The sequence below is a fragment of the Rickettsia helvetica genome (assembly GCF_963970025.1).
Taxonomy (GTDB): Bacteria; Pseudomonadota; Alphaproteobacteria; order Rickettsiales; family Rickettsiaceae; genus Rickettsia; species Rickettsia helvetica.
Genome location: NZ_OZ018776.1, coordinates 1,021,930 through 1,035,654 on the forward strand (window position 1 = coordinate 1,021,930; position 13,725 = coordinate 1,035,654).

The following is a 13,725-nucleotide window of genomic DNA, read 5'->3' on the forward strand; positions in this document are numbered from 1 at the left end:
AAAATAAAAAAACAATCATGGAAAATATAGAAACAATATTAAGGCTTGCTGAGGAAAAAATCTTATTAGTACAAAACTTAAAAGATCTGCAAGAATATAAAGTAGAATTTTTAGGCAAGAACGGTATAGTGACCGGTGAGCTTAAAAAACTAGGTAGTTTAAATGAACAGGAACGTAAAGAATTTGGCTTAAAAATCAATAAATTAAAAGATAAAATACAGAATATAATAAAAGCAAAAGAAGAAATTTTAGAGGAGCAGGAACTAAATTTTAAACTTGCTGCCGATAAAATTGATTTAACAATCCCTGCAAGGAGATATAAACAAGGTTCTATTCATCCAATAACACAATGTAGTGAGGAGTTAATACAAGTATTTTCGCAGTTTGGTTTTACTATAGAGAACGGACCGAATATAGAGAATGATTTTCATAATTTTACCGCTCTCAATTTTGAAGATGATCATCCCGCAAGGCAAATGCATGATACTTTTTATTTGAAAGGTCAGGAAAATAATAAGCCGCTGTTATTACGTACTCATACCTCAACAGTGCAGATTAGAGCTATGAAAAACGGCAAACCGCCTTTTAGGTTTATAGCACCGGGTAGGACTTATAGATCGGATTCGGATATGACGCATACGCCAACATTCCACCAAATAGAAGGGCTTATTATTGATAAAAATATCAATATGGGACATTTAAAATACGTTATCACGGAATTTATAAAAAGCTTTTTTGAAAATTCTAATATTGAATTACGCTTTAGACCCAGCTTTTTCCCATTTACTGAACCTTCTGCCGAAGTTGATATTCGGATGAATAAAAACGATAAATGGCTTGAGGTACTCGGTTGCGGGATGGTTCACCCAAACGTGCTTAAAAATGTCGGTATCGATAGCAGCGAGTATCAAGGTTTTGCTTTTGGACTTGGAGTAGAGCGTTTTGCAATGCTAAAATATAATATCAAAGATTTAAGACAATTTTTTGAAGGAGATATGCGTTGGCTTAAACATTATAATTTTGGGAGCTTTGATATACCGAATTTAGCAGGAGGGCTTACGAAATGAAATTTACGTTATTATGGTTAAAACAATTTTTAGAGACATCAGCTTCAGTTACTGAAATTGCCGAAGCCCTAATAGCTATTGGTCTTGAAGTAGAAGAGGTGATAGATAAGGCGGCAGAGTTACAAAAATTTGAAGTAGCATATATTACAAATACTAAACCTCACCCGTCAGCTGATAAATTAAAGCTTTGTGATGTTGAGACTAAAAGCGGTATGTTGCAAATAATTTGTGGTGCGAGTAATGCAAGAGCAGGTATAAAAGTAGTACTTGCAAATATCGGAATAGAAATACCAAACGGTAAATTTAAGATTAAGGAATCTGTTATTAGAGGCGAAAAAAGCTGCGGTATGCTTTGCTCTGAAGAGGAATTACTGCTAGCTTCAGAGTCTGAAGGGATTATAGAGCTACCTGAAGATGCCGTGGTTGGAGAGAATTTTACTAAATATTACGGTTTAGATGATCCTATATTTGTTATTAACGTTACTCCTAATCGTGGTGATGCACTTGGAGTTTACGGCATTGCAAGAGATTTAGCAGCTAAAGGAATAGGAATACTTAAAGAACTAGAAATTTCGGAAATAAAGAGTACATTCATTTCTAAAATGAAGCTTAACGTACAGGATAAAGAAGCTTGTCCTTTATTTACATTTAGAGAAATAAGAAATTTAAAGAATAAACCAAGCCCTGATTGGTTACGGAAATTATTAAAAAATGTTGGGGTAAAAACTATTTCAAGCTTAGTGGATGTAACAAATTATATTTCCTATAGCTTCGGGCAGCCGATGCATGCTTACGATGTAGATAGGATAAAAGGGGGGATTACTGTAGCACGTCATTGCGAGGAGAAACAGGAGAAACAATTGTCATCCCGTGGCTTGACCGCGGGATCCAATGAAATTACTAGTGCTGTAAGTGATTCTCTAGATACCGTGGTCAAGCCACGGGATGACAAAGATGACGTAGCTAAATTCCACGCCCTAAACGGCAAAGAATATTTACTTACCGAAAATGATTTAGCTATAAAAGATGAAAGCGGTATTCAAGGTCTAGCCGGGGTCATTGGCGGGGCTGATAGTAGTTGTACTGATAGTACGACTAATATAATACTCGAAGCTGCTTGTTTTAATGCTAAAATGGTTGCAGCAAGTGGTCGGAAGCACCAAATTGATACGGATGCTAGATATCGTAATGAGCGTAATATTGATAGAAATTTTACGGAAAAGGCTTTGGACATAGCAACTAATCTTATTTTGTCAATATGCGGAAACGGTGAAGTATCGAAAGTAGTGAAAGTCGGTGAAAAAGAGTCACAAAAAAAACCTTTAGATTTTTCAGCATGCTATTTAGAAAAAATTACAGGAATTAAACTAAATATCAAAGAGATAGAAGCTATATTAAATAAACTAGGATTTATTACGGATGTTAAAGGTGAGATTATAAAGGTAATAGCTCCTTCTTGGCGTCACGATATAACTATTTTAGAAGATATAGCTGAAGAAATCGCTCGTATTTACGGCTATGATAAAATAGAGAGTATAAAATTACCCGAACTAGACCAAGATAATAATAAGCTAAGAGAGCATAAAAGAATATCTAGTTTTAAAAGGATATTAGCAAGCAAAGGCTATGATGAGGTAGTAACTAACTCTTTTATGAATAGTGAAGATGCAAAGTTGTTTGCTGAACTAAAAGAAGAGTTATTTTTGCTTAATCCTATTAGCATAGAGGACAATTATATGCGTCCTACTATACTGCCAAATTTGTTAAGTATAGTAAGTAAAAATCTAGCACGCTCTATAAAAGATATGGCTTTTTTTGAAGTTGGACCGAGTTTTGTAGATTTAAATACGGAAGCAACTTATTTGACGGCAATTATAAGCGGTTCATATAATAATAAAAATCCTCATTCGCTTGGACGGGGCTATGATGTTTTTGATCTTAAAGGCGATTTAGAGCAGGTGTTTGATTATGCAGGACTATCTATAGATAAATGTATAGCAACAAATGGGACAGCATTGCCCCAATATTATCATCCAACCAGAGCAGTAAATATAGGGCTTGGTAAAAATTTATTAGGTCATTTTGGGCAGATACACCCTAAAATCTTGAAATATTATGATATTAATCAGGAAATATTTGCATTCGAGCTAAATATTACGAATTTGCCGTTGATAAAAGCTAAATTCGGTAAAAGAGACGAATTTGCAGTATCGGATTTCCAAGCTAATTTTAGAGATTACGCATTTATTGTTGATCAAGATCAAGCGGTCGGTGAAATAATATCATATATAAATAATTTTAATAAAAAGCTTATCAAATCAGTTATATTATTTGATATTTATAGCGGTGATAAATTACCTGAAGGTAAAAAATCTATAGCGATTAAAATAGAGCTACAAGCAGATGACCGCACGTTGTCTGATACTGATTTAAATTCGTTCAGTAAAGATTTAGTTGCTGCCATCTCGCAAAAATTTCAAGGAACATTAAGAGAATAACAATATGTTAAAATTAATAGTTGAAACTAAAACATTAGTTCAGTCCCTAGGATTTGCAAGTTCCGTTGTTGAAAAACGTAATGTAATACCTGAATATGCAAACATTAAATTATCAGCAAAAGACGGCAATCTGGAGCTTAGTTCTACTAATATGGATTTGTACTTAAGTCAAAAAATAGCAGTACAGGTAGTAAGTGAAGGTGAACTTACCGTCTCTACGAAAACTCTAAATGATATAGTCCGAAAACTTCCAGATTCCGAGCTTACATTAACAGATCGCGGTACAACGGGACTTGAGATCAAAGGAAAAAATTGTAAATTTAATTTATTTACTTTGCCGGTTAGTTCTTTTCCTGCAATGGATAGTATTAATCTTGAAGCAAGTTTTAAAATTTCCTGCACGGATTTTGCTAAAATAATCGAATCGACAAAATTTTCAATTTCTTTAGATGAAACTCGTTATAATTTAAACGGTGTTTATTTACACATAAAAGACAAAGAGTTTTGTTCGGCAAGTACCGATGGGCATAGACTTTCGATTTCATGGGTAACATTAGAAAAACAAATAAAGAATTTTGGAGTTATATTACCGCACAAAAGTGCAGAGGAAATTTTAAAAATAGTTAAAGATCCTAAAAATATAAATGAAGATATAGAAATTTTATTAAGTAGCAATAAGATTAAATTTATATGTAATGAAAATACTATTATGCTATCAAAGCTTATAGACGGTATTTTTCCTGATTATAGTGCTTTTATTCCGGAAAGCAGCAGCTCAAAATTAGTAATTAATCGAAAAATATTTGCAAATAGTATAGAAAGGATAGCGATAATAACCGTTGAAAAATTTAGAGCAGTAAAATTATCGTTATCTCGTGAAACCTTAGAGATTAGTGCCGTCGGTGAAGCAAGAGGTAACGCAAAAGAGGTTATTAATTCTTCACAAGATAAGGAAAGTTTTTATGAATATAATAGTGATGAGTCTTTAGCTATAGGCTTTAATCCGCAATATTTGGAAGATGTCTTAAAAGCCGTGAAATCGGATTTAGTAGAACTATATTTTTCAGATGTTTCAGCACCGGTACTTATTAAATTTCCTGAGAATCCTAAAGATATTTTTGTCGTCATGCCTGTTAAAGTGTAGAGTAGCTATATGTTATTCCTGCGGAAAGCTTGCTTGTGTGGTTCGCTAATCGTCATTGCGAGCAAGCCGTAGGCGCTGTGCGGCAATCTCGTCAAATATCCTGAGATTGCTTCGTCAATTACTTCATAATTTCCTCGCAATGACGAAAAGCACGGTATGACATCAAATTAGTTAGTTCAAATAATTTTTGACTAATAGCCAAAGCTTCTCTATTATTTCCCTCAAGCACACTAATTAAATATTGGTTATGAACAAAATTATCGGATTATTTTTTATAATTATACTTAGTGCAATAAGTACTAGTATCTTAGCGGATGATTATCCAAAAACAGAACGAGAGCAGAAATGGGACGAAGTAGGTTCTATAGCAGGTGAAGAAGGATTAGTTTTTAGACCGGGCAGGGTAAAAAATGAATCTACTAAAGCTGTAGGAGGCTTGGTTAATAAATATCTCTGGCAAGCAGCATTAGAGACCGTGAGTTTTGCTCCTCTTGCATCAGCCGACTCAAACGGCGGCGTGATTATTACGGAATGGTATAGCCCACGCTCTAATCCTAATTTTCGATTTAAAATAAATATATTTATTAAAGACGATATAATAAGCCCTGATTCAATTGAAGTGAAAGTATTTGAAGAAATGCTTAAAAATAAACAATGGGTACTTAATGAAAACATCTCAAATCTTGCTATCACGCTTGAAGATAAAATTTTAAGAAAAGCTAGAGCGATATATATTAATAGTGCGAGGTAATGCTAAGGTTCGTCATTTCGAGGAAATTACGAAGTAATTGACTAAGCAATCTAGTTAAAAATTCTGATTTATAGAATTTTTTTATATTTTTTCTGGATTTTGCCACGCTCCTTTTAGTCGCTCGCAATGACGATGCAGTATATAAATGATATAAGAAGATATGAACCAAATAGAACAAAAATGGCAGCAAATTTGGCAAGAAAAAAAAGCTTTTGAGGTATCAAACGAGAGTAGCAAGCCAAAATATTACATACTTGAAATGCTGCCTTATCCTTCCGGCAAAATCCATGTAGGTCACGTACGCAACTATTCTATAGGTGATGTTATTGCAAGGTTTATGATTATGCAAGGTTTTAACATGCTTCATCCTATGGGCTGGGATGCTTTCGGGCTACCTGCCGAAAATGCCGCAATAAAAAATAATTCTCACCCAAAAGAATGGACTTATTCTAATATCGAGAATATGAAAAAGCAGCTAAAATCTATGGGTTTTTCTTATGATTGGTCTAGAGAGATAAATAGTTGTGATCCTGAGTATTATAAACATGAGCAGAAATTCTTTTTAGAGCTTTATGAACGAAATCTTGCTTATCAAAAAGAATCACTTGTTAATTGGGATCCGGTTGATAATACCGTTCTTGCTAATGAGCAAGTTGTAGACGGGCGTGGTTGGCGTTCAGGTGCAATAGTTGAAAAACGTTATTTAAAGCAATGGTTCTTAAAAATCACCTATTATGCTGAAGAGTTATTAAACGAAATTCAGAATTTAAAAGAGTGGCCTGAAGCAGTCCGCTCTATGCAAGAGAAATGGATAGGTAAATCGATAGGTGCTAATTTTCATTTCAAAATTAAGGATAATGAAGATACTACTATAGAAGTATTCTCAACCAAACCTGAAACTATTTTTGGAGCTAGCTTTATAGGAATTGCCTTTAATCATCCGATAATAGAGAAATTAATTTCCAAGACACCTGAAATATCGAATTTTATAGCTAAATGTGCAAATATAACCAGTTCTGCTGAACTTGATAAAGCTGAAAAGGAAGGTATATTTACCGGTCTTTATGTCATTCATCCTTTTGATCCAAATATAATACTGCCGGTTATTATTACGAATTTCGTGTTAATGGATTACGGCACTGGTGCTGTTTTCGGTTGTCCTGCTCACGACGAGCGTGACCATGAATTAGCCGTTAAAATGAATTTACCTATTAAACAAGTAATAAAAGCAGATATTGATGTACAAAAGACCGCTTATACGGAAGACGGAATTTTAATTAACTCAGATTTTCTAAACGGCTTAACTAGTAATGAAGCAAAACAAAAAGTAATCGAGGAATTTGAGAAACTAGGCATAGGTAAACGCAGCGTAAATTACCGACTAAAAGATTGGGGGGTTTCTCGTCAACGCTTTTGGGGGTGTCCTATTCCTATGATTCACTGCGAAGCTTGCGGCATAGTTCCCGTACCTTACAAAGATTTACCCGTTACTTTACCTGATGACGTAAATTTTGACGGTCACGGTAATCCTCTTGATCATCACCCTAGTTGGAAACATGTTAATTGTCCGAAATGCGATAAGCCGGCTGTTCGTGAAACCGATACTTTTGATACATTTTTTGAATCATCTTGGTATTTTATGAGATATTGCAATAGCAATGCTATAGACATGACCGACAAAAAAGCTTGTGATTACTGGCTACCGGTCGATAAATATATAGGCGGTATAGAGCATGCAGTGATGCATTTATTATATGCAAGGTTTTTCACAAAAGTAATGAACGAACAGAATTACGTAAGCATTCGTGAACCTTTTAAAGGGCTATTTACTCAAGGTATGGTGCTGCATGCTACTTACAAAGATGAGTATAATAATTGGTTATATCCTGAAGAAGTAGTTAAAAAGGGTAATGAATTTTTCCATAAAGAAAAAGGCAGCTTAGTTGTACAAGGCCGTATTGAGAAGATGAGTAAATCTAAAAAGAATCTTATCGATCTTGAGACAATGCAAGAGCAATATGGAGCAGATGCAATTAGGCTTTTTGTGCTGTCTGATAGTCCACCTGAGAAAGATCTAGAATGGTCGGCAAGCGGTATAGAAGGCTGCTCACGTTTCATTAATAAGTTTGAGAATATGTTTGAGGCGATAGATTCTTTAAAAGATGATGTGAATAGCGAAATTAACAAGGAACTTAATAGATTAGTTCATTTTACCATAAAGCACGTCGCCGATGATATAAAACATTTTGCTTTAAACAGAGCAATAGCACGTATGCGTGAGCTTTCTAATGCTATATCCTCTGAAATATCCAAAGATAAAATTGATGTTAAAACCGTAAGGCATGGCTTTAATGTTTTAGTTCAGCTACTAAACCCATTCATACCACATATTACAGAAGAAATTTGGCAGAAGCTTGGCAACAAAGAACAGTTATATAAATCAGCTTTTCCTGCATTTGATGAATCAATGTTAGAATTAGATACATATGTTATGGCAGTGCAGGTTAACGGCAAACTCCGTGATACCTATGAGTTTAAAACTTCCGTAGGTGAAGATGAAATAAAGCAAATGACCGTCAGTCTGCCAAAGGTACAAAAGTTCTTGGAAGGAAAAGAGCCGAAGAAGATTATCCTCGTTCCTCGTAAAATTGTGAATATTATTGTTTGAAGTGAAAGATTGTGTGGATTAAAAAGTAGTCAGAATGTCATACCGTGGCTTTACCACGGGATCCAGCTAAAATACTAAATTTAGTACTTTAAGTTGTTTCTAGATACCGTGGTCAAGCTGCAGTATGATACCTAGCATACTTTTATTACATTACCACCATACTAACCCAAAAAAAGTAGTATTACCTAAAACTACCTCCTCATGTTTATCTAATGAAGAGTCATAATGTTTTGGCTCATCTATAAAGTTATTGCAATTATGGTAAGTACCTTTTGAAGCACCCTTATAACTCTGATAAGATGAAGTTTCATAATGCCCTAGATCCTCTCTCTAAGGTAATAGCAAATATGGTCTGCTACTGGCATTAATACTTTATCTACTATATAATTGGCTGCCCACCAAAATGCGGCAAAAACACCGGTATCAATACTTAAAGTGTCTTCTTCTGTTTCTTTACAAGTTATAACACTAGGATAACAGAATCTTGCTATACTATCTAGACTTAGATTTAAATTTAAATCCGAATCTAGCAGGTCTATTTTTTTTATTAGTCATAAAGATCCCCTATTTTAGTTATTAATTAATTAGACTTCTTGCCTAACTTGCTTCTAAGGATAATTTGTATGTTAATCCGGTACTCGCATCCTCACGTACTTTTATGTATGCTGCGGTGCTGCGTTCCGTGTTTCCTTCAAATTCTTCCTTATTAGCTATGTTAGGCAAGAAGTCTATTGTAGGCTAAGTAATTTAAAAAACTCAATTAGCTACTAAAATAGTGTGCATGATCTTATACCTGAAGTCAATTTATTATGTTAATAATTTAATATTTTTATTAACTTATCTTAATTTAAATTAATGCATAAAAATATCGATTTCATTCCAACCGAGTAAATCTAGATTAGCTCTTGTCGGTAAAAAACGGAAAATATCTTGGGCAAGTTCATACCTATTTTCTTTAAGTAACATTTTTTGTAAAATATCTTTTAACTGATGCAAATAAAGCACATCTTTTGCTGCATATTCTTTTTGTTCTGAAGATAAATTATCAGCACCCCAATAGGAAGATTGTTGTTGTTTTGAAATATTTATATTAAGCAATTCTCGGTACAAATCCTTAAGACCATGACTATCGGTATAAGTTCTAACTAGTTTTGAAGATATTTTAGTACAAAAGATATTTTCTAAATCTATACTTAAATATTTTTTTATGGATGCTAAATCAAATCTAGCAAAATGAAATATCTTATATCTAGTTTTATCTAGTAATAATGCTTTTAAATTAGGAGCCGTATAATCTTGATTTGTAAAATGAACAAGATGAGCTTCACCATTGCCGTTACTAAATTGTAGCAAACATAGTTTATCTCTATGTAGATTTAGCCCCATTGTCTCGGTGTCTATAGCAAGATCTCCTTCAAGTACAAAATTATTAGGTAGGTCGTTTTGATAAATTTTTATAGTCATAAATGATTTTTAATTCCTTTTAATCAATAGTGTTATTGTGCGGATCGAAAAACGTGTTCGGTGTCATACCGTGGCTTGACCACGGTATCCAAAAAAAGTAAAAAAGACTAGATCCCGCAATCAAGTTGCGGGATGACAACAAAGTTTTGCTATTGGTGATTAAATACCTGCTCATTTGGAGCAGCTACTCCTAAAACTTTCTTTGCTTGTTCTTCTAACATATCTTTATTTAGCGATTCCGTTCGGAGTAATTTGACGTTATGTTCAAGTTCTACTCTTTCTGCTCGTAAGCCTTTTAGTTCATCATAAGCTTTTTCAAGCTGCCTATTTACTTTTAAATATGCAATAATCCCTTTGTTACCATATATGCAATGAAAAACAAAATATCCAAGCAGTAAAACTAAAAAGATATTTAAAATTATTTTTTTAGAATGATTATTGAAATGTATTAAATTCATAAGCATTTTATCATCCCGCGAGCTTATAGCGGGATCCAGTTAAAATTATTAGTATTTTTTATTGTATTTATGGATACCGTGGTCAAGCCACGGTATGACACCGAACGTGACGCAAAAATTCCTTTGTAGGAATGACATAAAAACGTCATAATGTAGAATATCATTCATAAAATATTACTTATAAGAAATAATACCGGAGCAGTTAAAATGATACTATCAAATCTGTCTAGCACCCCTCCATGACCGGGTATTATATGACCGCTATCTTTAATATTAAATTTTCGCTTAAAATATGAAATAAACAAATCACTTAATTGAGTTATTAATGCTAATATACAACTAATTATAAACAAATAAATTTTATTTGAAAAATAGTAATTTTCAATATGACAGTTTGGTATAAAACTAACTAATAATACAACTAAACCTGCCGATAATACTCCCATAACTAAACCACTCCAAGTTTTTTTAGGACTGATTTTTGGAGCAAGTTTTGCTCCTTTAAAAGTTTTGCCGCCAATCATTGCAAAAGTATCTACGGACCAAATAATACAAAAATAAAGCATAATAATCCATCTATTGGTATCTTCCATACTTAAAAATATTAATAGGCTTATAGGAATCGGAATAATAATTAGTCCGATTAATAGATAAGGAATAGAAGAATAGGTCATATTATACCATTCACTTAACATTCCCGTACCCACTAATATCATTAGAATATAGAATAAAGGCTTAAACCATAATATAGCTATAATAAATAACGGAACTAAAACTATACCGGATAGGATTCTTAAATATATATTTTGTTTATCTTTTGCCAAATGTTCTTTTCCTTTTTGAGTAATCATTTATAGCTTCTTGTATATCTTCTTTATTAAAATCAGGCCAATATTTGGGTGAAAAATATAATTCAGCATAAGCTGCTTGCCAAAGCAAGAAATTACTGATGCGATAAACTCCGCCCGGTCTTATTAATAAATCTACATCCGGCATTTCAGGATCATATAAAGCGTGTTGTACATCGCTTTCACTTACTTCTTTTTTACCGCTTGCAATAATTTTTGTGCAGGCATCAACTATTTCTTGGCGACTTCCATAACTAAAAGCTATACAAAGTGTTATTTTATTATTATTTTTTGTTAATTCTATAGCATTATTTATATGTTTTTGCAATGAGCTACTTAATAAATTAAGCCTACCTATTACTTTTATTTTAACGCCGTTTTTATGTAAATTATTTAATTCGGTTTTTAAATAAATACTTAATAGTTTTATTAAGAAATCTACTTCCATGCTTGAGCGTTGCCAATTTTCGGAAGAGAAAGTATATAAAGTTATGTAATCTATATTAAGGTTAATAAACTCAGGTAGTAATTCACGAATTTTATCGGCTCCTACTTTATGCCCTTCAGATTTTGTTAAGTTATGCCGATCTGCCCAACGAGCATTACCGTCCATTATTATTGCTAAATGTTTTATATTAGTCATTATTTTATATTTTAGATGCTGCTGCATGGATCGAAAAACATACTCGATGTCATACCGTGGCTTGACCACGGTATCCAGAATAACCACTTAATAATGTTATTTTTTTGTTTATTTTCCTGGATCCCGTAAATAAATCACGGGATGACAGAGAAAACAAATCCTATATTTTAGGTATTTCAATTCTTACCGATAGCCCGCCTAAATCCTTGCTATCTTCTAAATAAATAGAGCCTTTGTGATCGTTTATTATTTCTTTAGTAATAGCAAGCCCAAGTCCTACGTTACTTGCATTATCAAGCTGTCTTGCTTTATCCGATCTATAAAACGGTTTAAATACAAGGTGTTTTTCCATATCATCTATACCGGGACCGTTATCCTCAATAATTATAGCTACGGTAGATGAATTATCTTTTGAAGATATCTTAATTTTAGTTCCATATTTTATAGCATTACCAATTAAATTAGACAAGGCTCTTTCAAAAGAATTCGGCTTAATTCGTACTTCTAGTTTATCTAAATTAGTAGATTTTATAAATTCAATATCTACATGTGACCATTTGTTTAAAAGATGTTCCATCCAAGGTAATAATAAAATTTCTTCAAATTCTTCTGTACTTTCACCTTTAGCAAAATCTAAATAAGAATTTATCATTTGTTGCATAGTTAATATATCTTGTTTTAACCCTTTGATTTCTTCGCTTTCTTCCATCAATTCAAGTTGTAGCTTCATTCTTGTTAAAGGAGTTCTAAGGTCATGCGAAATCATAGCAAGCATAGTGGTTCTTTTAGTAATTTGTTTTTCAATACGAGCTTTCATTTTTAAAAAAGCAAGCCCTGCTTTTCTTATTTCTAAGGCTCCTGAAGGTTTAAAATTTTTGCCTTTTAAAATACCTCGACCAAATTTATCCATGCTATCCGCAAGAGTGAGTATTGATTTAATTTGATTTTTGGAGAAAATAATAGAAACAGAAAGTAATATAACAGTTAAAGATATAATCCATAAAACAAATATATATACTGTAGGATTAAGTAGTAATTTTGCAGGAAAAGTAATATATAATATTCCATCTTTTAATTCTAAAAATACTTCGATTTTATTGTCTTGATTTAGTTTAACTATATTTTTTTCATGGATTTTTGTAGCTAAAATGTTTTTAAATATAGTTAAAGGCTCACTTAATTTAGGTTGTTTTATAGATAACTTTTTACTAAGCTGAAATTGATAAGATAAATTAAGATAATTTTCCGATAAATGGGTTATCTCTCTTGAATTATTTCTATGTTCTTTAATCAATGATTCTATTTCATTGATAATAATAGTACTAGTATAATATGAAACATTATACCAATGACGATCGTAAAACAAAAATATAGCAACGATTTGCCCTATTAAAATCGGAATGATTATAATAAACATGAATCTTATAAATAGTGTTCTCGGTAATAATTTAGATATAAAGTGCATAGCCCTCATTACGCACGGTTTTTAAATATTTCGGTTCTTTTGGGTTGTCTTCTATTTTGCTTCTTATTCTTGTAATTTGTACGTCGATAGAACGCATACTAAGCCCTCCCATTATTTTTGAAAGTTCAAAACGACTAGTAGATTTACCGGAATTGTTTATTAATATCTCAAGTAATTTTTGTTCAGTAGAGCTAAGAGATACAATTTGATTATTCTTGGTAAATTCTTTTGTATTGGAATTATAAAAATTATTGCCGAATTTAATTATATTTGTTTCTTTTTTAAAGTTATTATAATTATTGATTAAGTTATTTATCCGAAGTAATAATTCTCTCGGTTCAAAAGGTTTAGTTATATAATCAGAGGCACCGGCTTCAAGTCCTTTAACACGGTCATCGGCTTCCGATAAAGCAGTAAGCATAACTATAGGAACATTATTACCGGCATCCCTTATAGTAGTAGCAAAATCAAGCCCTGTTATTTCAGGTAACATAACATCTAAAATAATTAAATCATAATTAGAAGTTTTTAATAGATTTTTAGCTTCTATGACTGAGCTTGCCGTTGATACTAAAAACTCGTTTTTATTTAAAAACTGCTTTAAAAGTGCTAATATCCTGCTATCATCATCAACGATTAAAATATGTGCTTTGTATGTATGCATGTATACTCGTTTAATTTGAAAAATTAGTGTTGTTGCTTGTTTTATGTCATGCTTG

General features: G+C 32.5%; 11 protein-coding genes and 1 pseudogene. 5 read left to right on the top strand and 7 right to left on the bottom strand.

Features of this window, described 5'->3' with window-relative positions:
• Positions 1–17 precede the first annotated feature (17 nt).
• The 5 genes from pheS (at position 18) to leuS (ending at position 8,128) form a co-directional block, all read left to right on the top strand.
• Positions 18–1,067, top strand: coding sequence for a phenylalanine--tRNA ligase subunit alpha (gene pheS / locus AB1146_RS06170; protein ID WP_010423174.1), 1,050 nt, complete (start codon positions 18–20; stop codon positions 1,065–1,067).
• Positions 1,064–3,565: a phenylalanine--tRNA ligase subunit beta gene (gene pheT, locus AB1146_RS06175; RefSeq protein WP_010423172.1), complete on the top strand. Its 2,502-nt coding sequence runs from the start codon at positions 1,064–1,066 to the stop codon at positions 3,563–3,565. Before pheS ends, pheT begins: the two co-directional genes overlap by 4 nt.
• A 4-nt stretch (positions 3,566–3,569) precedes the next feature.
• Positions 3,570–4,709 carry a DNA polymerase III subunit beta gene (dnaN, locus tag AB1146_RS06180; protein WP_010423170.1) on the top strand — a complete coding sequence of 380 codons (1,140 nt, stop codon included), beginning with the start codon at positions 3,570–3,572 and terminating at the stop codon, positions 4,707–4,709.
• Positions 4,710–4,956: 247 nt separating this feature from the next.
• Positions 4,957–5,460, top strand: a complete 504-nt coding sequence (locus tag AB1146_RS06185; protein ID WP_010423169.1) for a DUF3576 domain-containing protein — start codon at positions 4,957–4,959, stop codon at positions 5,458–5,460.
• A gap of 160 nt (positions 5,461–5,620) precedes the next feature.
• Positions 5,621–8,128 (top strand): leucine--tRNA ligase, encoded by a 2,508-nt coding sequence (leuS, locus tag AB1146_RS06190; protein WP_010423167.1) that lies wholly within the window; start codon positions 5,621–5,623, stop codon positions 8,126–8,128.
• A gap of 600 nt (positions 8,129–8,728) precedes the next feature.
• On the opposite strand, the pseudogene AB1146_RS06195 reads toward leuS, so the two are convergent.
• The 7 genes and pseudogenes from AB1146_RS06195 to AB1146_RS06235 all read right to left on the bottom strand — a co-directional run.
• A pseudogene (locus tag AB1146_RS06195) lies at positions 8,729–8,860 on the bottom strand (palindromic element RPE1 domain-containing protein); the annotation flags it as partial.
• A gap of 120 nt (positions 8,861–8,980) precedes the next feature.
• On the bottom strand, positions 8,981–9,592 hold the full coding sequence (locus tag AB1146_RS06200; RefSeq protein ID WP_010423165.1) for a ribonuclease D: 612 nt from the start codon (positions 9,590–9,592) through the stop codon (positions 8,981–8,983).
• Positions 9,593–9,741: 149 nt separating this feature from the next.
• The gene (locus AB1146_RS06210; RefSeq protein WP_010423164.1) at positions 9,742–10,056 is read right to left on the bottom strand and encodes an FtsB family cell division protein; all 315 of its coding nucleotides are present in this window, start codon (positions 10,054–10,056) and stop codon (positions 9,742–9,744) included.
• A gap of 158 nt (positions 10,057–10,214) precedes the next feature.
• Positions 10,215–10,901: a phosphatidate cytidylyltransferase gene (locus AB1146_RS06220; protein WP_010423162.1), complete on the bottom strand. Its 687-nt coding sequence runs from the start codon at positions 10,899–10,901 to the stop codon at positions 10,215–10,217.
• Positions 10,861–11,568: a polyprenyl diphosphate synthase gene (uppS, locus tag AB1146_RS06225; protein WP_010423161.1), complete on the bottom strand. Its 708-nt coding sequence runs from the start codon at positions 11,566–11,568 to the stop codon at positions 10,861–10,863. The genes AB1146_RS06220 and uppS overlap by 41 nt, the downstream gene beginning before the upstream one ends.
• 133 nt (positions 11,569–11,701) lie before the next feature.
• Positions 11,702–13,006 carry a sensor histidine kinase gene (locus tag AB1146_RS06230; protein WP_010423160.1) on the bottom strand — a complete coding sequence of 435 codons (1,305 nt, stop codon included), beginning with the start codon at positions 13,004–13,006 and terminating at the stop codon, positions 11,702–11,704.
• On the bottom strand, positions 12,990–13,670 hold the full coding sequence (locus AB1146_RS06235; RefSeq protein WP_010423159.1) for a response regulator transcription factor: 681 nt from the start codon (positions 13,668–13,670) through the stop codon (positions 12,990–12,992). The genes AB1146_RS06230 and AB1146_RS06235 overlap by 17 nt, the downstream gene beginning before the upstream one ends.
• Positions 13,671–13,725: the final 55 nt, after the last annotated feature.

Excerpts from the sequence above, each read along its gene's own strand:
- pheS (WP_010423174.1), top strand. The coding sequence starts at position 18 with ATGGAAAATATAGAAACAATATTAAGGCTTGCTGAGGAAAAAATCTTA.
- pheT (WP_010423172.1), top strand. The coding sequence starts at position 1,064 with ATGAAATTTACGTTATTATGGTTAAAACAATTTTTAGAGACATCAGCT.
- dnaN (WP_010423170.1), top strand. The coding sequence starts at position 3,570 with ATGTTAAAATTAATAGTTGAAACTAAAACATTAGTTCAGTCCCTAGGA.
- AB1146_RS06185 (WP_010423169.1), top strand. The coding sequence starts at position 4,957 with ATGAACAAAATTATCGGATTATTTTTTATAATTATACTTAGTGCAATA.
- leuS (WP_010423167.1), top strand. The coding sequence starts at position 5,621 with ATGAACCAAATAGAACAAAAATGGCAGCAAATTTGGCAAGAAAAAAAA.
- AB1146_RS06200 (WP_010423165.1), bottom strand. The coding sequence starts at position 9,592 with ATGACTATAAAAATTTATCAAAACGACCTACCTAATAATTTTGTACTT.
- AB1146_RS06210 (WP_010423164.1), bottom strand. The coding sequence starts at position 10,056 with ATGCTTATGAATTTAATACATTTCAATAATCATTCTAAAAAAATAATT.
- AB1146_RS06220 (WP_010423162.1), bottom strand. The coding sequence starts at position 10,901 with ATGATTACTCAAAAAGGAAAAGAACATTTGGCAAAAGATAAACAAAAT.
- uppS (WP_010423161.1), bottom strand. The coding sequence starts at position 11,568 with ATGCAGCAGCATCTAAAATATAAAATAATGACTAATATAAAACATTTA.
- AB1146_RS06230 (WP_010423160.1), bottom strand. The coding sequence starts at position 13,006 with ATGCACTTTATATCTAAATTATTACCGAGAACACTATTTATAAGATTC.
- AB1146_RS06235 (WP_010423159.1), bottom strand. The coding sequence starts at position 13,670 with ATGCATACATACAAAGCACATATTTTAATCGTTGATGATGATAGCAGG.